Origin of the sequence: Candidatus Pelagibacter communis (assembly GCF_012932795.1) — a bacterium.
Classification (GTDB): Bacteria; Pseudomonadota; Alphaproteobacteria; order Pelagibacterales; family Pelagibacteraceae; genus Pelagibacter; species Pelagibacter ubique_S.
Genome location: NZ_LANA01000002.1, coordinates 174478 through 195919, shown reverse-complemented (window position 1 = coordinate 195919; position 21442 = coordinate 174478). Strand labels below are relative to the sequence as shown.

General features: G+C 27.3%; 23 protein-coding genes. 10 read left to right on the top strand and 13 right to left on the bottom strand.

Annotated elements, in window-relative coordinates:
• Positions 1 to 24: 24 nt before the first annotated feature.
• Positions 25 to 1050, bottom strand: coding sequence for an NAD-dependent epimerase/dehydratase family protein (locus VP91_RS05045; RefSeq protein ID WP_169036368.1), 1026 nt, complete (start codon positions 1048 to 1050; stop codon positions 25 to 27).
• 68 nt (positions 1051 to 1118) lie between these two features.
• Between VP91_RS05045 and VP91_RS05040 the strand changes: the two genes are divergently transcribed.
• Positions 1119 to 2159: an NAD-dependent epimerase/dehydratase family protein gene (locus VP91_RS05040; RefSeq protein ID WP_169036367.1), complete on the top strand. Its 1041-nt coding sequence runs from the start codon at positions 1119 to 1121 to the stop codon at positions 2157 to 2159.
• On the opposite strand, the gene VP91_RS05035 is transcribed toward VP91_RS05040, so the two are convergent.
• From VP91_RS05035 to VP91_RS05005, 7 genes are all read right to left on the bottom strand, one after another.
• The gene (locus VP91_RS05035; protein WP_169036366.1) at positions 2160 to 2384 is read right to left on the bottom strand and encodes a hypothetical protein; all 225 of its coding nucleotides are present in this window, start codon (positions 2382 to 2384) and stop codon (positions 2160 to 2162) included.
• A gap of 215 nt (positions 2385 to 2599) precedes the next feature.
• Positions 2600 to 2971 (bottom strand): hypothetical protein, encoded by a 372-nt coding sequence (locus VP91_RS05030; protein ID WP_169036365.1) that lies wholly within the window; start codon positions 2969 to 2971, stop codon positions 2600 to 2602.
• A gap of 117 nt (positions 2972 to 3088) precedes the next feature.
• Positions 3089 to 5176 carry a radical SAM protein gene (locus VP91_RS05025; protein WP_169036364.1) on the bottom strand — a complete coding sequence of 696 codons (2088 nt, stop codon included), beginning with the start codon at positions 5174 to 5176 and terminating at the stop codon, positions 3089 to 3091.
• Between the two features lie 4 nt (positions 5177 to 5180).
• Positions 5181 to 6089, bottom strand: coding sequence for a hypothetical protein (locus VP91_RS05020; protein ID WP_169036363.1), 909 nt, complete (start codon positions 6087 to 6089; stop codon positions 5181 to 5183).
• Positions 6089 to 7852 carry a GMC family oxidoreductase N-terminal domain-containing protein gene (locus tag VP91_RS05015; RefSeq protein WP_169036362.1) on the bottom strand — a complete coding sequence of 588 codons (1764 nt, stop codon included), beginning with the start codon at positions 7850 to 7852 and terminating at the stop codon, positions 6089 to 6091. The genes VP91_RS05020 and VP91_RS05015 overlap by 1 nt, the downstream gene beginning before the upstream one ends.
• Before the next feature lie 5 nt (positions 7853 to 7857).
• Positions 7858 to 8259 carry a gamma-glutamylcyclotransferase family protein gene (locus VP91_RS05010; RefSeq protein WP_169036361.1) on the bottom strand — a complete coding sequence of 134 codons (402 nt, stop codon included), beginning with the start codon at positions 8257 to 8259 and terminating at the stop codon, positions 7858 to 7860.
• Positions 8260 to 9009 (bottom strand): competence/damage-inducible protein A, encoded by a 750-nt coding sequence (locus VP91_RS05005; RefSeq protein WP_169036360.1) that lies wholly within the window; start codon positions 9007 to 9009, stop codon positions 8260 to 8262.
• 20 nt (positions 9010 to 9029) lie between these two features.
• Here VP91_RS05005 and sfsA point away from each other — a divergent pair, with 20 nt between their 5' ends.
• The 9 genes from sfsA to grxD are packed head-to-tail and all read left to right on the top strand — an operon-like array spanning position 9030 to position 16285.
• Positions 9030 to 9728, top strand: a complete 699-nt coding sequence (gene sfsA, locus VP91_RS05000) for a DNA/RNA nuclease SfsA (protein WP_169036706.1) — start codon at positions 9030 to 9032, stop codon at positions 9726 to 9728.
• An 18-nt stretch (positions 9729 to 9746) separates the two neighbouring features.
• Complete coding sequence (gene map, locus VP91_RS04995; RefSeq protein ID WP_169036359.1) at positions 9747 to 10517, top strand: type I methionyl aminopeptidase; 771 nt, start codon at positions 9747 to 9749, stop codon at positions 10515 to 10517.
• 3 nt (positions 10518 to 10520) lie between these two features.
• A complete protein-coding gene (purB, locus tag VP91_RS04990) occupies positions 10521 to 11813 on the top strand; it encodes an adenylosuccinate lyase (protein ID WP_169036358.1) in 1293 nt (430 codons plus the stop codon).
• The gene (purC, locus tag VP91_RS04985; RefSeq protein ID WP_169036357.1) at positions 11813 to 12595 is read left to right on the top strand and encodes a phosphoribosylaminoimidazolesuccinocarboxamide synthase; all 783 of its coding nucleotides are present in this window, start codon (positions 11813 to 11815) and stop codon (positions 12593 to 12595) included. The genes purB and purC overlap by 1 nt, the downstream gene beginning before the upstream one ends.
• 1 nt (position 12596) lies before the next feature.
• On the top strand, positions 12597 to 12839 hold the full coding sequence (gene purS / locus VP91_RS04980; RefSeq protein WP_169036356.1) for a phosphoribosylformylglycinamidine synthase subunit PurS: 243 nt from the start codon (positions 12597 to 12599) through the stop codon (positions 12837 to 12839).
• 6 nt (positions 12840 to 12845) lie between these two features.
• Positions 12846 to 13529 (top strand): phosphoribosylformylglycinamidine synthase I, encoded by a 684-nt coding sequence (gene purQ / locus VP91_RS04975; protein ID WP_169036355.1) that lies wholly within the window; start codon positions 12846 to 12848, stop codon positions 13527 to 13529.
• A complete protein-coding gene (gene purL / locus VP91_RS04970; protein WP_169036354.1) occupies positions 13529 to 15721 on the top strand; it encodes a phosphoribosylformylglycinamidine synthase subunit PurL in 2193 nt (730 codons plus the stop codon). The genes purQ and purL overlap by 1 nt, the downstream gene beginning before the upstream one ends.
• A 1-nt stretch (position 15722) precedes the next feature.
• The gene (locus tag VP91_RS04965; RefSeq protein ID WP_169036353.1) at positions 15723 to 15953 is read left to right on the top strand and encodes a BolA/IbaG family iron-sulfur metabolism protein; all 231 of its coding nucleotides are present in this window, start codon (positions 15723 to 15725) and stop codon (positions 15951 to 15953) included.
• A complete protein-coding gene (grxD, locus tag VP91_RS04960; protein ID WP_169036352.1) occupies positions 15953 to 16285 on the top strand; it encodes a Grx4 family monothiol glutaredoxin in 333 nt (110 codons plus the stop codon). Before VP91_RS04965 ends, grxD begins: the two co-directional genes overlap by 1 nt.
• Before the next feature lie 6 nt (positions 16286 to 16291).
• Here grxD and rpsD read toward each other — a convergent pair whose 3' ends face one another.
• From rpsD to nadE, 5 genes are read right to left on the bottom strand one after another with little or no spacing between them, the layout of a single operon-like run.
• Positions 16292 to 16909, bottom strand: a complete 618-nt coding sequence (rpsD, locus tag VP91_RS04955) for a 30S ribosomal protein S4 (RefSeq protein ID WP_169036351.1) — start codon at positions 16907 to 16909, stop codon at positions 16292 to 16294.
• A gap of 40 nt (positions 16910 to 16949) precedes the next feature.
• Positions 16950 to 17663, bottom strand: a complete 714-nt coding sequence (locus VP91_RS04950) for an RNA methyltransferase (RefSeq protein WP_169036350.1) — start codon at positions 17661 to 17663, stop codon at positions 16950 to 16952.
• 5 nt (positions 17664 to 17668) lie between these two features.
• Complete coding sequence (gene cimA, locus VP91_RS04945; RefSeq protein WP_169036349.1) at positions 17669 to 19270, bottom strand: citramalate synthase; 1602 nt, start codon at positions 19268 to 19270, stop codon at positions 17669 to 17671.
• Positions 19267 to 20628 (bottom strand): cysteine--tRNA ligase, encoded by a 1362-nt coding sequence (gene cysS, locus VP91_RS04940; protein ID WP_169036348.1) that lies wholly within the window; start codon positions 20626 to 20628, stop codon positions 19267 to 19269. Before cysS ends, cimA begins: the two co-directional genes overlap by 4 nt.
• Positions 20629 to 20673: 45 nt before the next feature.
• The gene (nadE, locus tag VP91_RS04935; protein ID WP_169036347.1) at positions 20674 to 21411 is read right to left on the bottom strand and encodes an NAD(+) synthase; all 738 of its coding nucleotides are present in this window, start codon (positions 21409 to 21411) and stop codon (positions 20674 to 20676) included.
• Positions 21412 to 21442 lie beyond the last annotated feature (31 nt).

The window sequence follows — 21442 nt, the reverse complement described above, 5'->3', positions numbered from 1 at the left end:
CTATAAAATTTTATTATCTATATTTTAAAAAAAATAATGCGCATATTTTAAAAGACCTTTTTTTAAAATTGAATTATGTGGACTATAATTATTTTTTTTTGAATCTTTTTTAATTAAAAGATAATTTTCATAAGAAGCAATTATTGATTCTTCATTGGAAAACTTTGGCTGCCAATTAAGAATTTTTTTAGCTTTTGAAATATCAAAAAAAACAGATTTACCATAAACTTTAAAATGATACTCTTGAAGTGGAATTAAATTAATTTTACTTAGAAAGTAAGCTACTTTTAAAAAAATATTATTATCTAAATTTTTTACTTTAGATTTACTTTTTGCATGGTCTATAACAGATTTTATTGTTTCGTACATTGTACTAAATTTTTCAGCGCCAATATTAAACACATTACTGCCCTGTATTAGAGATGATTTATAAATTGCATCGTTTAAATCTTCAATATGAATGAATTGATAAAAATTTTTTCCATTATTTAATATTGGTATATTTTGACCCTTATTAATCCATTCAAACAATATACTAAAAATTCCAAGTCTATTTTCTCCCAATATAGTTCTGGGTCTTATAATTGATATATCCAAACCTTTTTTAATGTAACTAAAACAAAGGTCTTCAGCTTTTTTTTTTGAAAAACCGTAAGCTTCTATTGGATGTCTTAGGTCTGTTTCTATTACTGGAACTTTAGTGGGTATACCAAAAACTGCAGAACTAGATATATAAACAATTTTTTTAACATTATTTAAATTTGCTGCTTCTAGTAAATTCTGAGTGCCTACTTCATTTACTTTCTTAAAAGATTTTTTATTTTTTGTTATCGGTACTTTAGCAACATTGTGATAAATTATATCTATATTCTTAGTTGCATTTTTTATATCTTCGAAATTAGTAATATCACCATTTATAAACTTTACATTATCATAAGTTTCATTTGATTTGATTATATCAAAATTAGTTACAGAGGATACTCTGGGTAATATGTATTTTATCAAAGAGGAGCCAAGATATCCTGATCCTCCGGTAATAAGACAATTCATATTTTATATATATAATAATTCATTTATTATACTAGTAATTTTTATATTATAAGTTTAATTGAATAATCATGAGAAAAAATAAAATAGCTTTAGTAACTGGGGGTTCTGGTTTTTTTGGAACAATTTTAATTAAATTTCTTTTAAAAAAAAAAATTAAAATAATAAATTTTGATAAAACGGTACCAGATCAAATACCTCAAGGAGTTAAATTTATTAAAGGTAATATTTTGAATTCAAAACATATTAATAGTGCTGCAAAAAATGTGGATATAATTTTTCACAATGTTGCAAATCTTCCCCTAGCTGAAAATAAAAACAAATATGACTCAATTAATATTAATGGTACTAAAAATATGCTAGAAGCTGCATTAAAAAATAAGGTTAAAAAAGTTATTTATACTTCTACTGGTGCTGTGTTTGGAATACCCAAAATAAATCCTATTAATTCAAACCAAACACCTGTACCCAAAGAAGAATACGGATTAACAAAGCTCTTAGGTGAAAAAGTATGTTTAGACTATATCCAAAAAGGAGTTTCTGTAACTATATTAAGACCAAATACAATACTTGGAGTTGGAAGATTAGGTACACTTTCTTTATTATTTAAATGGGTTGATGAAGGTTACAATATACCAGTTTTTGATGGTGGTAAAAATATATACCAATTTACACACGCTTTAGATCTATCTGAATTAAGTTATCGCGCTTCTTTAGAAAAAGAATCTGAAATATATAATTGTGGAGCTAAAGACAGAACATCAATGAAAGATGTAATGACGAATTTGTGTAAATTTGCAAAAACCAAATCTGAAGTTAAAAGTGTACCAATGTGGCCCGCAATTATTGGAATGAATATCTTGTCTTATCTTAATTTGTCACCACTTGGGGCTTACCACTCATTGATGTATGGAAGATCTATATTTTTCAATATGAGAAAAAACAAAAGAAGATTAAACTGGCAACCAAAATATTCAAATAAAGATATGATTATTGAAAGCTATAAATGGTATTTAAAAAATAAAATTAGTACAAATTATAGTAAGAAAAATTATGAACACCAAGGTTTTGTTAAAGAAGGGTTTTTGAAATATATTAAAAAAATATTATAGTTATTTCTTTAAAAAAAGAATTAAATGTAAAATCATTTTATTTTTAAAATTTGTATTAAAGTTTATTTGGTTGTTTCTTTCAAATAAATATTCACCATTAATTAATGCTAAAACTCTTTTTTTATATTTATCGTCTTGGTTGTATAAATCAAAAATATTTTCATCATGAATTATATCATTTTTATTTACTAAATTTAAAAGAGATAAAACTATTGAATTGGACAAATGTATAATTAAACCAGACCAAGAAAATATTAGTGATAAACAAAATAAAAAATTTATAAACTTATAGTTCAGATCAAAAATAAGATAAACAGAAAAAAATAAAAATAAATTTAGAATTAAAAAATTAAAAAATCGAGTATAAAAAATTTTTTTTTCACACATAAACTGTGTGACAAAAATTGAAACAAAAAAAATCATTAAAGTAATAATTACACTCACCCAACAACCTCAATTCTAAATAAATGAATAAATAATAAGTATAACTTTAAAAAAATCTTACCTTTATTTGTTAATATATACTTTTGATCTTTCTTATATATAAAATTTTTTTTTTTTAATTCGTTAATACGCATCTTAATTTTAAATATTTCATCCACGTTAATAAGTTTTTCTTTTTTTTGGAAATAGGCTATTAAAATTAAAAAACTACCACTTCTACTAATGAAAGCTAAAATATTTAAATATGCAAAATATGAAGATAATGAAAAAAAAATACTTAATAGTATCAATTCTACTTTATCACTAGATTGAATACTTAAGTGCGAAATAAAATATGAATTAATTGATAAACCAACCAATAAAAACATAATTTGAAAATAATTAAAAATATCATTATTTCTTTTATGTAAAAGAAAAAAATCTAAAATAAAAAACCCTATGAAAAGTATATAAAAGATATAAATCATAACCCTTTTGTTGAGAAATTAAACTCTGTTGGATATATAGGCCCAAATTAATTTTTTAGTCATGTTCCATGAAAAAAATGTATTAGTCGACATTGCACACTCATATGTACACTTACATTTGGTATCTTTAATTTTTTTTCGTAATTCTTTTGCTTTATTTGATTTGAATATATTTTTAGGAAAAGTAGAATTATTGACATTACCAATTGTATCAGGCAAAATTTCACATGCATTTACTCTTCCATCTTCCCAAACTACGTAAGATAGTGATCCCGCAGTACATGGCGTAACAAATTTATCATTTTTTGCTACATCATATATCAGGTCTTTTTGTAAGGCTTCTTTAAGTCTCATTAATTTTGCACCCAAAAATGAATATCTCTTCATTTGTCTTTTTTTTATAAAACCCTCATATCTCTCAACTGACGCTTTATATTTATCAAGAGTCTCATCTGGTATGGGTGGGTGATCTAATGTTCCATATCTAAATAAGTTTATATTAATTTGATTAGTTTCAAACTTTAATAAATCATCAATCAACTGAGGATAGATATCTCTATTTTCGTTTGTTACGACTGTAATTACTGAAAAATGAAGTTGTTTATAAATTTTTTGAAGTTGTTTCAGCATTTCTAGACTTTCCAAAACTTTTTCATGAGATTTGTTGCCACGTATTTGATCATGCATTTCTTTATTACCATCTAAAGAAAATTGAATAATTATTGGTCTTTTTCCTTTTGAAAATTGAAGCATTCTCAATGTTGAAAGAAATATTCGATCTTTATACCAACCATTAGTAGGAATTGTAAAAACTTTAGGACGGCAGTTAGTTTCAACTTTTTCATATAGTTTATATAAGTCTGATCGTATAAAAGGCTCACCACCTCCAAGCGCGTACCACAAAACAGAACCAAAATTTTTTGTATATTCATTTATTATTGATAAATTCATTTCACCAGGTTCTGCTGCATTCAGAGTATCTTTATAAAAACAGTGATTACATCTTAAATTACATCTTGCAGTAATAAAATTAACTATTTGTATAGGATTTCCATTTCTATAAATTATTTTAAAAAAAATTTTCGTATAATCAATTAAAAATACAGTAAATCTATGAGCATTTAAAAATAAGCCGTAAGCTAAACCTAAGAAGCCACCAGCTAAAAAATTAAATCCAATCAACGGTAGTAAAAAAAAAAAATAAACTTTCTCTTTAAAATTTAAATCATTATAGATTTTTTTAGGTAATAAAATAAATGAAATAAGTAGTGACAATAAATTTCCTAATAGATAAATTTTTACACTTATTAAGCTAAGAATTAATAAGCTCGACAAGACTATAAAAAAAATTGGTACAACTATCCAAGATAATAATAAATTTAAACCTATTTGTGAACTTGCTCTATTAAAGATTTTTGGTTCAACAACTTTCACTTTTGTGGCATGAAAAGGTTTTTGAAAATAATCAGAATAAAGACTAAAAAACTTTAAATGATCAGCTTCAAATTTTTCATCTAAACTGTTTTTTACCCCTAAGAGAGATGATCTAATACAAAAATCATTGTCCTCTCTAATTCTCAAATAGGGATTGAAACCACCAATTTTATTAAATGTTTTTCTTGTAATCAAAAAATGTGAAGATTGCCCACAATAAGGTTTGTTATTTTTTAAACATCTATTAAAAAATTTTTTAGAAAATCTATATCTTAATATTTTATTTTGTATTTTGGAAAAAACTCCCTGTGAGGATTTGCTATAAATTCCCCAATAAATTGTATTCTCATTTAAGTCTGATTTTAAAAGATTTTCAATATATCCAATAGACTGTGAGCTAATTCTAATGTCTGAATCTAAAAAAAGTAAATTTTTCGAAAAACATTTTTGAACACCTTCATTTCTGTAATCACCTGGATTTTTTCTATTATCAAAATTTAAAAATTGGATAGATTTTATATGATTAAATTTATTTTGAATAAAAAGTGTTTCTGGTGTTTCGAAATTAGATACAACTATTTTTTCTGGATTCAACAAAAGTGCATTCTTTATTACTTCTTCCAAAAATGGAGATTTATAATCCGGAATAATAATTCCTAAAGATTCTGACATGAGATTAGTTTATATGAAAGTAAACAAATAATAAATAGGATATTATAAGTACATAATTAAACTTATCATTTAACGCAAAAATATAGATATCTTGCTTTATTTTTTGCTTAAAAACTAGGCTTATAATTCTTGATAGTATTGCAACATAAGATAAGAAAAAAATTAAAAGAAACACTATGCTTTGTTCATATCTTGTTTCTGGTGCTGAAAGAAAATTAAAAGTACTGGGTGAGGAAAGCTCATATAAATAAAGTGATGCTGTAAAAAAATTAATTATTGCAGAAAATATCACAAGTTTTTTTAACCAAGAATAGTCACTTAAAGAGTAATTTATAATTCTATTTTTTTTTGTTTTTAATTTATTTACAGAAATTTGAATCATTCTTTTGAAGGTGGAAAAAATTAAGAAAAATGAAATAAAAAATAACAAAAACCAATAACTAATATCTAAGTCAATTAATTCAGAACCATAAAGCATTCTGATAATATAAAAAGATGTTAAAAATATTATATCTATTAAAAAAAATTTTTTAATTAAGAAGTTGTAGAGATTAAAACATATTAAATATATAAATAAATAAGAATTAAATAAAGAAGTGAATTGATTCAACAATATCAAAAGTATAATTAAAAATATATTTAAAAATATAATTGTATTTTTTTTTAATATTTTTTTCTTTGACTTAAGTTTATTTAGCAAATCCTTTTTTTGATCTGTAAAATCATTAGTTACATAACATATTGAAGTCATAGTTGAAAAAATAAAAAAGCCTAAAACTAACATGATAACATCCTGATATGCTACTAACCTTTCAGAAAGTAATAGTGGTAAAAAAATCAAAAGATTTTTAAAAATATTTTCAATTCTGAAAGTTGTTATAAATGAAAAAACTTGTGATTTAATTTTAATCATTATTTATCTTTTAATAAAAAATTATTAATATTTCTAAGTGCTACTGCCATAACTGTACCTTGCGGATTCTTTAAAAGTTTATTACAGATTAATGATGAGTCATTAATGTAAAAATTTTCATTATTGTTTAATTTACCATACGAATTTACTAAACAATTATAATTTTCACCCATAGGTACACCACCCATTATATGCACAGTTGAATAATTAAGATCAGTAATTTTTTTTAAACTTTCTATATAATCTTTATAATTATTTTTATCTAACTTAATTGATTTTTTTGCAATTGGATAAATATAAATGCATCCAGCATCTATCATTAATTTACAAAGTTTTTCGAGACCTTTTTTTACCATCTTAATATATTTTTTTTCAATTTTATAATTTACAATTGGATCTTTTAAAAAAGGAATATTTAATACTTCACCACTGCCAATTGAAAAAGTTGAATGAAATATCAGCATATTTTGCCAATCATTTTTAACATCTTCATACATTGATTTATCATGCTGTGTTGCAATCTTTAAAAAAGGCAAACCACTTGCAGCATTACCCATTAAAAAATCTGGAAAAAATTGTGTAATTTGATGTGTTAAAATTTCCATATATTTTTTATTAACTTTTTTGGGAAATTTAGCAATAATTTTAATCATGGGATGAAATGAAATTTTACCACTTTTTTTAATTAAATTATTTTTTTTTAAAATTCTAATATTGTCAATTGAGCCACAACATAAAAAAATATTTTTAGTATTTATTGAAATTTTCTTATTATTTTTGATAAAATCTATTTTCCATAAATTATCTATTTTTTTAATTTTAAGTACTTCTGAATTAAGACTTACTTTTCCATATTTTTTTAAATATTCATCAAGGTAGCTTTCTGTCATTGATTTTTTATGATAGTTTCCTTGATCTTCTGATATCCATCTTGGAATTTCTTCAATTTTCCAATTGTTTTTTTTTGAAGAGTTGATTATTTCATTGGTTATTGGAAGATAATTTTTTAGAAAAGAAACATTCGTTTTTATTTTTGTTTTGTCTATAAAGAATTTTAAATCATTATAACTAATTTCTTTTGTATTAAATTCAGTACACCAGGTATTTAAAAAATCTTCATCAGGTTCATGATATAAACCGCTATTAATTTCACTACCTCCACCAAAACATTCAGCTGAAGCATATTGTATTTTTACATTTCCTAAAGCTGCAGCTAAACCGCCATTTTTCCATTTTCCTAGAAACTCCTCTCCAGGATGTTTAAGTTTAAAATGTTTAAACCAAACACCTTTCTCAATTAACAAAACTTTTTTATTTGCATTATTTAATTCGTTGGCTGTAATACTTCCTCCAGGTCCAGATCCAATAACTACATTTTCAAAAAAATCACCATTCTTTAAATCATCATCAATCTTTATTTTTATCTTAGACTCTTTTCCATCAAGATGAATGGTTGTAATGGCGTGAAAAAGTTCAATAATTTTATTTGATTGTAAAATTTTGATATTTTCAATTTTCATTAAAATAACATCTAGATCTTTAAAATCGATTTTTAAAAATTTTTTTCCATACATAAATAATGATAATATATTTAAATAAAAAAATGATATCCTAATAAAAAGTATAACTAGAAAATGTGATTTAAAAAAATGTAAAACTAGTTTTTTTATTTGATTATTATCATCATGAAAATGGTATTTTAAAATAAATTGAAAAAAAAATACCACCTCTTTGGAAAATTTATTTTTATTTAAAGTAAACATTCTATTTAAAATTTTAAAGCTTTTTTAAGATAAATAATATTAAGCTTACAGTCTTTATATCCTCTTTTTACTATATTCAAATAACGATCTGTAGGAAAAGTAAATGATGTTTTTTTTACCATGGTATAAGTCATTACTTTTTTTCCATAATATAGAAAATAATATTTCTTATATAAAATTGGATAATCCTCATATACATCTAATTTTCTTTCATCACTTTTTGATATTTCAAATAATCCACCCAGAACAATGGAATTTTTTTTGGGCTCTATGTCTGCTGCCCTATATTTACTTCTAAAAGTAAGCTTAAAATCTTTTAGATTAATTTTTTTTAGATATACACTGTCCTTACATCTTCTTTTCATTTGAAAATGATTTAGATTACTACCATAAGCAAAATAAAGCATTTAACGATTTACTACTTCTATTTTTTTTTCTTTAATAAATTCTAAAATTTGAGAATTACACACATCAATTTTAGATTGGTTTTCTGATCGTAAAACTATTGATACTCCTAATTTTCCAGCTTGAAAAAATGGATAACTTCCTATTTCTACATCTTTATTTTGATTTTGTACCTTTGTTAATGAACTTGCAATTTCACTTTCAACTGTTCTTAAACTAATGGTGTGACTCAATATTGGCTCTCCCCCTACTATTTTGTTCTTTAAACCCCCTAACATTGATTTCAAAATTGAAGGTACGCCTGGAAGACAAAACACATTTTCAACACTAAATCCTGGAGCACCACTAGTTGGGTTTAAAATAAGCTCAGCATTTTCTGGCATCCACACCATTTTTTGTCTGCCTTCATTAAACTCACCAGGCTTATAGTATGCTTCTAAAATTTTAAATGCTTCTTTATTAATTTCATATTTTAAACCAAAAACTTTTGAAACAGATGATGCGGTAATATCATCGTGAGTTGGTCCTATACCGCCTGTTGTAAAAACATAATTATTTGATTTTCTTAAAGTGTTTAAAGTATCAACTATAGTTTTTTCTATATCTGGAATAATTCTTACTTCATCAACTTTTACACCAATAGAGTTTAACCAAGTCGCTAAAGTACTTGTGTTAGTATCTTGAGTTCTTCCAGAGAGAATTTCATTTCCAATAATTAATATTGCAGCATTTACTTTTATGTTTTTTGTCATTTTATATGTATAATTTGAATATGGAATTTACCAAGTCTTTATTAAAAGGCAAATTAATCAAAAGATATAAACGTTTTTTTATTGATGTTGAGCTAAACAAAGAAATTGTCACAGCTCATTGTCCTAATACAGGTTCAATGAAAGGACTTCTTGATGAAGGAAATGAAGTTTATCTTCTAAAAAATAATGATCCTAAAAGAAAGTTAAAATATGGTCTAGAGATAATAAAAGCAAAAAAAAATCTAGTTGGTGTAAATACTCATATGGCTAACAAAATTGTTAACCATGCTTTGAGTAATAATTTAATAAAAGAATTGAAAGATAGTGAAGAAATTAAACCAGAAGTTTTTTTTAATAAAGAAACGAGATTTGACTTTTTAATTGAAAAAAATAATCAAAAAATTTTTGTTGAAGTAAAGAATGTTACTCTCTTTAGAGATAAAAATACTGCTGAATTTCCTGATGCAGTAACAACAAGAGGTTCAAAACATTTACTTACCCTTATTGATGCCATAAAAAAAGGTTATAAAGCTTACCTGATTTTTCTAGTTCAGGTCCAAAATATGGAAAATTTTAAAATAGCCAGAGATATTGATAGTGAATATTATAATAATTTTCTACTAGCTAATAAGGCAGGTGTTAATTTTTTAGCCTATAGATGCAAAATAAACACAAAAGAAATACTAGTAGAAAAAAAACTTAAGATTATAAATACATAGATTATAAAAAATTAATTAATGAATAACTATTTAGAAAAATTCGAAAAAATGAGGATTGCAGGTAAACTTGCAGCACAAACTTTAGACATGCTAACTGACAACATCAAAGCTGGTGTTACTACAGACTTTATAGATAAATTGGGTTATGAGTTTATAAGAGATAATGGTGGACACTCAGCTCCACTTTATTATCGTGGTTTTACGAAATCCTTATGTACATCCTTAAATCATGTTGTTTGTCATGGAATACCTTCAGATAGAGTTTTAAATGAAGGTGATGCCATCAATGTTGATGTAACAGCAATTATAAATGATCATTATGGTGATACTAGTAGAATGTTTTGTATTGGTAAAACTCCAGTTAAAGTTAATAATTTAATTGAGGTTACATACGAGTCTATGATGTTGGCTATTAAATCTTTAAAACCAGGATTAAAACTTGGAGATATTGGTCACACAATACAATCCTTCGTAGAAAAAAAAGGTTTTTCAGTAGTGAGAGATTTTTGTGGTCATGGTATAAGTACAACATTTCATGAACCACCAAATGTTTTACATTATGGAAGAAAAAATACAGGATTGGAACTTAGACCGGGAATGACTTTTACTATTGAGCCTATGATAAATGCTGGAGAGTGGGATATAAAAATGCTTAAAGATGGTTGGACAGCAGTTACAAAAGATAAATCCTTATCAGCACAATTTGAGCATACATTAGGTATAACTGAAAATGGTTATGAAATCTTTACAGAATCTGTTAAAGGTTATTCTAAGCCCCCATACTTATAATTAATGATTGAAAGATATTCTAGAAAACAGCTTACTGACATATGGTCAGAGGAAAATAAATACCAAATTTGGCTTGATGTAGAAGTTGCAGCTGCAGAAGCCATGGAAAAATTAGGTCAAATTCCTAAAGGTGTTGCATCAATTGTTAAAAAAAAAGCTAAAATAAACGTTAAAAGAATTCACCAAATAGAGAGTAAAGTTAAGCATGATGTAATAGCATTTTTAACCTCAGTTACTGAAAAAGCGGGGATTAAAGCAAGGTACCTTCACCAAGGTATGACCTCTTCTGATGTTCTAGATACCAGTTTAAATATTCAATTAGTTCAATCAGGTAAAATTTTACTTGGTGATATCGATCAAATTTTAAAGGTTTTAAAGAAGCAAGCCAAAAAATACAAATACACACCATGTATGGGTAGAAGTCATGGAATTCACGCTGAACCTATCACTTTTGGTTTAAAATTAGCTTCATTTTATGAAGAGTTTAAAAGAAATAGAAAAAGATTAGTTGATGCAATTGATGAAATTTCAACATGCGCAATCTCTGGTGCTGTTGGCACATTTGCAAATATTAATCCTAACGTTGAAAAGCATGTAGCAAAAAAACTTGGCTTAAAAGTTGAGCCTATTTCTACTCAAATAATACCAAGAGATAGGCATGCCTTTTATTTCTCAATCCTTGGAATTATTGCAGGATCAGTTGAAAGAGTAGCAATTGAAATTAGACACTTACAAAGGACAGAAGTTTATGAGGTGCAAGAATTTTTTTCAAAAGATCAAAAAGGTTCATCTGCAATGCCTCATAAAAAAAATCCAATACTAAGTGAAAATTTAACAGGTCTTGCAAGAATGGTTCGAAGTGCAGTTATCCCTGCTTTAGAAAATATTGCATTATGGCATGAAAGAGATATTTCTCACTCAAGTGTTGAAAGAAATATTGGACCTGATGCAAACATTACTTTAGATTTTGCTTTAGCTAGACTTAGTAATATTTTAGATAAAATGATTGTCTATCCAAAAAAGATGGTTGAAAATTTAAATATAACTAAAGGTTTAATTTTTTCACAAGAAGTAATGTTGGAGTTAACAAAATCAGGATTAAGCAGAGAGCAATCTTACAAAATGGTTCAAAACTATGCAAAAAAATGTTTTGCAGAAAACTTAAATTTATTCGATGTTATATCAAATGATGAATTCATAATGACTAAAATTTCTTCAAAAAGATTGAAGGCTATATTCAATTATTCATCACACTTTAAAAATGTAGATTTAATCTTTAGAAGAGTTTTTAAATAATGAAAAAAGGTAAAAAATTATACGAAGGTAAGGCTAAAATAATTTATGCTACATCTGATAAAAACATAGTCATCCAATATTTTAAAGATGATGCAACAGCTTTTAATAATCTTAAGAAATCAACTATTGAAGGTAAAGGTGTTTTAAACAATAGAATATCTGAGCATATTTTATCAAACCTTACTCAAATTGGGATTAAAAATCATTTAGTTAAAAGATTAAACATGAGAGAACAAATTATTAAACTTGTCGAAATTATACCTATTGAATTTATTGTTCGTAATGTTGCAACAGGTTCTATTACTAAAAGACTTGGTATTGAAGATGGAACAGTTTTAAAACAACCTCTATTAGAATATTGTTTAAAAGATGATAAATTAGGAGATCCACTTATCGCAGAAGAACATATATTAGCTTTTGATTGGGCTACAAAATCTGAATTAGAAAAAGTTAAAAAAATGATCCTAAGAATTAACGATTTTATGATTGGCATGTTTAGAGGTGTTGGTATTAAGTTAATTGATTTTAAACTTGAATTTGGAAGACTAATAGAAAATGGAAAAAATGAAGTCATTTTAGCTGATGAAATTAGCCCCGATACGTGCAGATTATGGGACAGTATCACAGATAAAAAACTTGATAAGGATAGATTTCGTAAAGATCTAGGTGATTTGATACCTGCTTACACAGAAGTTGCTAAAAGACTTGGTATTTTACATGAGCAATCAAACTTAAGTGCTGTTAATGTAACAAAGTTAAGATCAGTTAAAAAAAGAAAATAATATGAAAATATCCGTAGTTATAACTCTTAAGAAAGATGTTTTAGATCCACAAGGTAAAGTTATTCATCAAACTTTAGATGGTATGGGATTTGAAGACATCAATGAAGTAAGACAAGGAAAATATTTTGAAATTGATACAAAGGAAAATGATAAAAAAAAAGCTGAAGCAAAAGTAGATGAAATGTGCAAAAAACTTTTAACAAATTTAGTAATAGAAGACTTTAAAATTATTGGATCACAATAATAAATAATGCATTCATCTGTAATAACTTTTCCTGGATCTAATTGTGACAGAGACGTGGATGTTGCTTTAAAAAAATTTGGCTTTAAAAATAAAATGGTTTGGCATGATGATGTTGAGCTTCCAAAAAGTGATTTAGTAGTTTTGCCAGGTGGTTTTTCATATGGTGATTATCTTAGATGTGGAAGTATGGCATCAAAATCAAAAATTATGAAATCTGTTTTAAACTTTGCTCAAGGTGGTGGTAAGGTTATGGGGATATGCAATGGTTTTCAAATTCTAGTTGAGTCTGGTTTGTTGCCAGGTGTGCTACTTAGAAATAAATACTTAGAATTTATTTGCAAAAATGTTTTTGTTAAAGTGAATAATAAAGATAATTCTTATTTTAAAGATGATAAAAAAGATATCTATGAATTTCATATAGCTCACAATGAGGGAAATTATTTTTGCTCTAATGAGCAAATTAAAGAAATTAATGACAATAATCAAATTGCTTTATTTTATTCAGATGAAAATGGTAATATTAATGAACAATCTAATCCTAACGGTTCTTTACAAAATATAGCTGGTGTATTTAATAAACAAAAAAATGTTTTAGGGATGATGCCTCACCCTGAAAGAATGATAGACCCCGCTCTATCAGGTGAAGATGGTTCAATTTTTTTTGAAAACTTAATTAATAATTTGAAATAATGATAGTTAATGAACAGCTTGCAATCGATCATGGTTTAAAAAAAGATGAGTATAAAAAAATCTGTGATTTATTAAAAAGAATTCCCAATATTACAGAACTTGGTATTTTCTCTGCAATGTGGAATGAGCATTGTTCTTATAAATCTTCAAGATTTCATCTAAAGAACTTACCCACTAAAGGAAAAAATGTAATCCAAGGACCTGGTGAAAATGCTGGTGTTATTGATATTGGTGATAATGATGCAATCGTATTTAAAATTGAAAGTCATAATCACCCTTCATTTATTGAACCCTACCAAGGTGCAGCAACAGGTGTTGGTGGTATTATGAGAGATGTTTTTACAATGGGTGCAAGACCAATAGCTAATTTAAACTCAATTCATTTTGGCTCGCCTCAACATAAAAAGACTAAAAATTTATTACGTGGTGTTGTTCACGGTATAGGTGGATATGGTAATTGCATGGGGGTTCCAACAATTGCTGGTCAGACTAGCTTTGACGAGTCTTATAACGGTAATATCTTAGTAAATGCTATGACTTTAGGTCATGTTAAGAAAGATAAGATTTTTTATTCAAAAGCTGCAGGATTAGGAAAACCTGTAATTTATGTTGGTTCAAAAACGGGTCGTGATGGAATTCATGGTGCTAGTATGGCCTCAGCTTCATTTGATGATAAAATTGAAGAAAAAAAACCAACTGTTCAAGTTGGAGATCCCTTTACTGAAAAACTATTATTAGAAGCTTGCTTAGAGTTAATGGCAGGAGATTCAATTATAGCTATTCAAGATATGGGTGCTGCAGGATTAACTTCTTCAAGTATCGAAATGGCTTCAAAAGGAAATTTAGGAATTGAAATTAACTTAAACAAAGTTCCTTGTAGAGAAGCAAAAATGACTCCTTATGAAATCATGTTATCAGAAAGCCAAGAACGAATGCTTATTGTTTTAGAAAATGGTAAAGAAGAAATGGCTAAAAAAATATTTGATAAATGGAATTTAGACTTTGCTGTAATTGGCAAAACAACAAAAAGTAAAAAAATTGAACTTTATTTTGATGAAGAAAAAGTAGCAGACATTCCCGTTAATACATTAGTTGAAAACTCACCTATGTATAACAGAAAATGGAAAAAAGCTAAATTACCCAAAAAAATAAAAATTGAAAAAGAACAATTTAAAACTTTAAAAGTACAAAATGTTTTAAACAAAATTCTATCTAATCCAAATGTGTGTAGTAAAGAATGGATTTGGCAACAATATGATCACACTGTTATGGGTGATACTATTCAAAAACCTGGTGGAGACGCTGGTGTTGTTAGAGTTCATGGTACCAACAAAGCAGTTGCAGCCTCTGTCGATTCTTCAGCTGTATATTGTTGGGCCCACCCTCTAAGTGGAGGAAAACAAATTGTTTGTGAAAGTTGGAGAAATCTAATTTCTGTTGGTGCAAAACCAATTGCAATTACTAACTGTTTAAATTTTGGTAGCCCTGAAAATGAAGAGAATATGGGTGAGTTTGTAGAATGTGTTCAAGGCTTAGGTGAAGCTAGCTCTTATTTAGATTTTCCAGTAGTATCAGGAAATGTTTCTTTTTATAATCAAACAAAAGATATTGGAATTAAGCCTACACCTTCAATTGGTGGCGTTGGATTAATTAAAGACTATAAAAATATGGTCACAATGGGCCTTAAAGCAAGTGATAACATTATTTTAGTAATAGGAAAAACAGAAGGCCATTTGGATCAAAGTTTATTTGCAAGAGATATCTTAAATGAAAAAAATGGACCTCCTCCAGAGATTAATCTTTTCAATGAAAAGAACAATGGTGACACAATATTAAAACTTATCGATAAAAAATTTATTAAGTCAGCTCATGATGTTTCTTTAGGCGGAATAATCACTGCACTTTCTAAAATGTGTATTAAAGGAAAAAAAGGTGTGACTCTTAAAAAACCAAATTACTTAATTAATCAATTTGAATACTTATTTAGTGAAGATCAAGGGCGATATATTATAGAGATTAGTATTGAAGATCTAGAAAATGTCACAAAAATACTTCAAGAGAACTCTGTTCACTTTGACGAACTGGGAACGGTAAATGATGATAATTTAATAATTGATGATAAGACAAAAGTATCAATTGACGATTTAATTAAATCACATACAACTTGGTTAATTAACTATATGGGTAATTAAAATGGCAATGGACTTAAAAGAAATTGAAACACTTATTAAAGAAGCTATTTCTGATGCTGTTATTGAAATTCAAGATTTGGCTGGAGATGGTAATCATTATTCAGCAACTGTTACATCAAAAGAATTTTCTGGAAAAAGTAAAATTGAACAACACAAGATGGTATATAATTCTTTAAAAGGAAAAATGGGAAACGAACTGCACGCATTAGCAATTAAAACAAAGGAGCAATAATGGATGATCAAACAAAAAAATTAATTCAAAGTCATGTTGATATAAACGAAGTGTGTTTGTTTATGAAAGGAACGCCTGATGCTCCTCAATGTGGATTTTCAATGGCTGTTTCAAATATGTTAAAAATTTTAGAAGTTAATTATAAAGGCATCAATGTTCTTGAAAGTGAGTCTTTAAGAGATGGTATAAAAGAATTTAGTGACTGGCCTACCATCCCACAAGTTTATATCAAAGGTGAGTTTGTTGGTGGTTGTGATATTGTTAAAGAAATGTATGAAAATGGTGAACTTAAGAAAGTTCTTGAAAATAAATCTATCAATTTTAAAAAATAATATTTATTATCTAGAGTAATATTCAATTACAAGATTAGGTTCCATCACAACTGGATAAGGAACTTCTTCAAATTTAGGTGTTCTGACAAAAGTAACTTTTTTATTTTTTTCATCTAATTGAATATATTCTGGTGTTTCTCTTTCTTTGTTTGCTAAAGCAATGTCAATAAAAGCTAATTGTTTAGATTTATCTCTAATTTCAATCGTATCTTCTTCGCTTACCATATAGCTTCCAATATTTACTTTTTTACCATTAACTTTTACATGGCCATGATTAATAAGTTGTCTTGCTGAAAATATTGTTGTTGAAAATCTTGCTCGGTATACAACTGCATCTAATCTTCTTTCAAGCAACCCAATTAGATTTTCACCAGTATCACCTTTTTGCATTGTTGCTTTTTTATAAATATTTCTAAATTGTCTTTCATTAATATTGCCGTAGTAACCTTTTAATTTTTGTTTAGCTTGTAATTGAATTCCATAATCAGAGGGCTTACCTTGTCTAGATTGACCATGTTGACCTGGTCCATATGCTCTAGTATTAAAAGGACTTTTGGGTCTACCCCATAAGTTTATTTTTAATCTTCTATCTATTTTATGTTTAGAGTTTATTCTTTTTGTCATTTAATAGCTGCGGTTATAAACTTACTCATTATTTTGTCAATCAACCTTTTTTAGCCAAACTGGCAAATACACTTGATAAAATGCGTATTTCTTTCTTAGATAACTCCATTTTAGAAAAAATACTTCTTAGGTTTTCTAGCATAATAGGCTTCTTCTCCAAAGGTTTGAAAAAGTTCTTTTCTTCTAATTTTTTTATACAAAGATTAGTCACTGCCTGCACATCTTTTTTACTTGCTAGGGATATTTTATTTGATTTTAAATACTTGCTTCCCTTTAAACTAATAATACTTGCTACGGTTTGTGCAATTATAATCACACTATGAGATAAATTTAAAGATTTAAAATCAGGGTTAGTTGGTATCTGCATAGTATAATTAGCATAACTAATTTCTTTATTAGATAAACCAGAGGCCTCAGAACCAAATAAAAATGCAATTTTTTTATTAAAGTCAATTTTTTTTAAATCTTTTAATTTTATATGTTTAATATTTTTATTTCTAAATCTTGCTGAAGTTGCAATAACATAATCTACTTTTTTTACTGCAGATTCCAAAGTTTCATGTACTTTCGTGTTCTTTATTAAATCCTTAGCACCAACAGATGTTGCTAAAATCTTATCATTTGGAAAAATTGGTTTTGGATTTACTATAACCAATCTTTTAAATCTAAAATTTTTTAAGGCTCTAGCACAAGCACCAATATTTTCAGATAGCTGAGGCTGGTGCAAAATAAATGAAACTTCGTTAAAAGACATTATATTTATTTACTTGCAGGTGCTTTATCTTTAAACAATTTATAGTCTAGACTATCTACCAACGCTTTGAATGAAGCATCAATAATGTTTGCTGAAACACCAATTGTAAACCAATTTTTTCCTTTAGAATCTGTGCTTTCTATTGAAACACGTGTGATGGCTTCTGTGCCTGTATTTAAAATTCTAACTTTATAATCTACCAATTTAAGATCTTTTAAATATTTAGTATATTTATTCAATTTATCAACATTTTGTCTAATGGCGTTATCTAATGCATTTACTGGTCCATTACCTTCACCTTCACAAACAATTTTTTCACCATCAACTTCTAATTGAGCTCTTGCTGACGAGATTATTTTTCCGTATGAGTCTTTTTTAACGGAAACATCATATTCTTGAATTAATATATATCTAGGTATTTCACTTATAATTCTTCTTGCTAATAATTCAAAAGATGCATCAGCGCCATCATAGCTATAACCAATAAATTCTCTGTCTTTTACTTCGTCTAAAAGTTTTTTAATTTTAGGATCACTTTCTTTTATTTCGATACCAATGGTTTTCAATCTTGAAATGATATTCGATTTACCTGACTGATCTGACACAACAATATTTCTAGAGTTTCCAACTTCTTCTGGATTAATATGCTCATAAGTTTTTGGATCTTTTTGAACAGCAGAAACGTGTAAACCTCCTTTATGAGAAAATGCTGCGGCACCCACGTAGGGTAAATGCTTATTAGGTTTTCTATTTAATATTTCATCTAAAAGTCTAGAGCATTCTGTTAAATTTTTAATATTTTCGGGTTTTATTTGTAGTTCAAATTTTGAAGAAAAATCTTTCTTTAAAAAAAAAGTGGGAATTAAACTCATTAAATTAGCATTGCCACATCTTTCACCTAAACCATTTATCGTTCCTTGAATATGCCTAACACCTGCCCAAACAGCTGCTAACGAATTAGCTACTGCATTACCAGTATCATTATGAGCATGTATTCCTAAATTTTTACCAGGTATAACTTTAATAACTTCATTTACTATTTTTGTAATTTCATGAGGAAGAGTTCCACCATTAGTATCACACAATACAATCCATCTAGCACCTTCATCCAATGCTGATTTAAGACATGATATTGCATATTTAGAATTTGCTTTGTATCCATCAAAAAAATGCTCTGCATCAAACAAAAATTCTTTTTTTTCTTTAACAAAATGCTTAGTACTTTCTGATATATTTTTTAAGTTTTCTTCATTAGAAATACCTAAGGCAATATCAACATGAAAATCCCAAGATTTACCTACCAAACAAACTGCTGGTGTATTTGCGTTTGATAAAGCTGATAAACCAGGGTCATTATCAGCACTTCGACCACTTCTTTTTGTCATACCAAATGATGTTAATTTTGAATTAACAAATTCATGTTTTTTTTGGAAAAATTCAGTATCAGTAGGATTTGCTCCAGGCCAACCACCCTCAATATAGTCAACGCCCAAGTTGTCCAAAGCCAAGGCAATTTTTAACTTATCATCTACAGAAAAATCTACACCCTGAGTTTGTGCACCATCTCTTAATGTAGTATCAAATATGTAAAGTCGTTCTTTGTTCATTTAAGTTTCCAAATTGTTTTACCATCTTTATCTTCTATTAAAACACCTTTATCTAAAAGCTTATCTCTAATAATGTCAGCTTCTTTATAATTCTTGTCCTCTCTTGCTTTATTTCGAAGTGTAATCATTTCTAAAATATCATCCTCATTGATAGATGATTTTTTCTTTTTAAATTTGATCCACTCTTCTTTTGTTTTATTTAAAATACCTATAAAATTACAAGCAGAAACGAATAGGCCTTTATCATTATCATTCCCCTTTTTAGCTTTGTCATAAAGTTGGTGGAGATTTGCTATATATCCTGGTGTATTTAAATCATCATATAATGGAGATAAAATATCTTCATCTAAAACTGTTTTGCCTTTAACATGTAAATAAACCTCATACCATTTATCAATAGTGTTGTTGCAGTCCTCTAGAAGTTTTTCGTTCCAGTCTAGTGGCTGTTTATAATGGGCACTCATGAGAGCAAGTTTTAAAACTTGTCCATCAATATTTTCTCTGAAATCTTTAATCTTTAATATGTTGCCAGTCGATTTTGCCATTTTTTCATTGGACATAGTTATAAAGGCGTTATGGATCCAATAATTGGCTAAAACTTTAGTATCATTGGCACATCTTGATTGTGTAATTTCATTTTCGTGATGAGGGAAAATTAAATCAATTCCACCTCCATGAATATCAAATACATCTCCTAAATATTTCTTAGACATTGCAGAGCATTCTAAATGCCAACCAGGTCTTCCTTTTCCCCAAGGGGAACTCCAGGATGGTTCATCATCTTTAGATGGCTTCCATAAAACAAAATCTTCTGATTTTTTTTTATTTTCTGATGCTTCAACCCGAGAGCCTGCAATTAAATCATCTAATTTTTTATTCGATAGTTTTCCATAATCATCAAATTTACTAACTTCAAAATAAATATGATTTTTTACTTCGTAGGCAAAATTCTTTTTTATTAAAGATGATATCATTTCAATCATAAGATCAATATGATCTGTTGCTTTGGGTTGTTGCGTTGGATTATCTAAATCTAAATAATCACAATCATCATTAAAATCTTTAATAACACTTTTGGTTAATTCAGATATTGAAATATTTTTCTCTTTTGATGATTTAATAATTTTATCATCAATATCAGTAACATTTCTTACATAAATTATTTTATCATGTCCATATTTTGATTTTAAAACTTTGTACAAAATATCAAAAATGACAAGAGGTCTTGCATTACCAATATGAGGGTTGTCATAAACAGTTGGGCCACAAACATACATGCCTATGTTTTTTCTATCTAATGGAACAAATTTTTCTTTTTTGTTATTTAGATTATTTGTTAAATAAATATCCTTGTTCATTATCTTAGAATTATACTTTAATTATAGGTTTGTGAATCTATAAGATTAGTTGGGAATCTTACAAACTGGAATTGGTTCCATTTTATGAAGGTTCATCTTTCTTATTTTTTCGTATTTTTCACGATTTGTTGAGTTAACGTTATTCATTGCTTCTTCTAAATCTTCATATTTTAGACCTAATTGACCTTCGTCAGTTCTGGCATCATCCCATAATCCATCTGTTGGAGCGGCGTCAATTATCTCTTGTAGTATATTTAGAGATTTACCTACTTCCCATACTTCAGATTTATTGCAATCTGCAATAGGAGAAATATCTACCCCACCATCTCCATATTTTGTGTAAAACCCTACTCCAAAATCTTCAACTTTATTGCCAGTACCAACTACAATACCTTTGTTTGATGCAGCTACCTGATAAAGAGTAGTCATTCTGATTCTTGCTCTAGAATTTGCCATACCATGTTCGCTATCAAAATTAGACAAAGTGCCTTCAAATGTTTCAAATAGTTTATCTAAATTTATTGTATGAGCCTCAACATTATTAAAATTGTTTGTAAGCCATTCTTGGTGTTTTAAACTTAAGTCATGTTGTGATGATTTTTGTTTAATTGGCATTGATAAAACAATTGTTTTTATACCTGTCATTGCACTTAACGTGCTTGATACAGAGGAGTCTATTCCACCTGAAATTCCAATAACTAAAGATTGAGCTTTACTTGGCATCTTTTCTACGTAATCTTTAATCCAACTGCTTATAAATTGCGCTTTTTCTAATGGTTTCATTGTTTAAATTTAATCGAAATTGTATTTAATA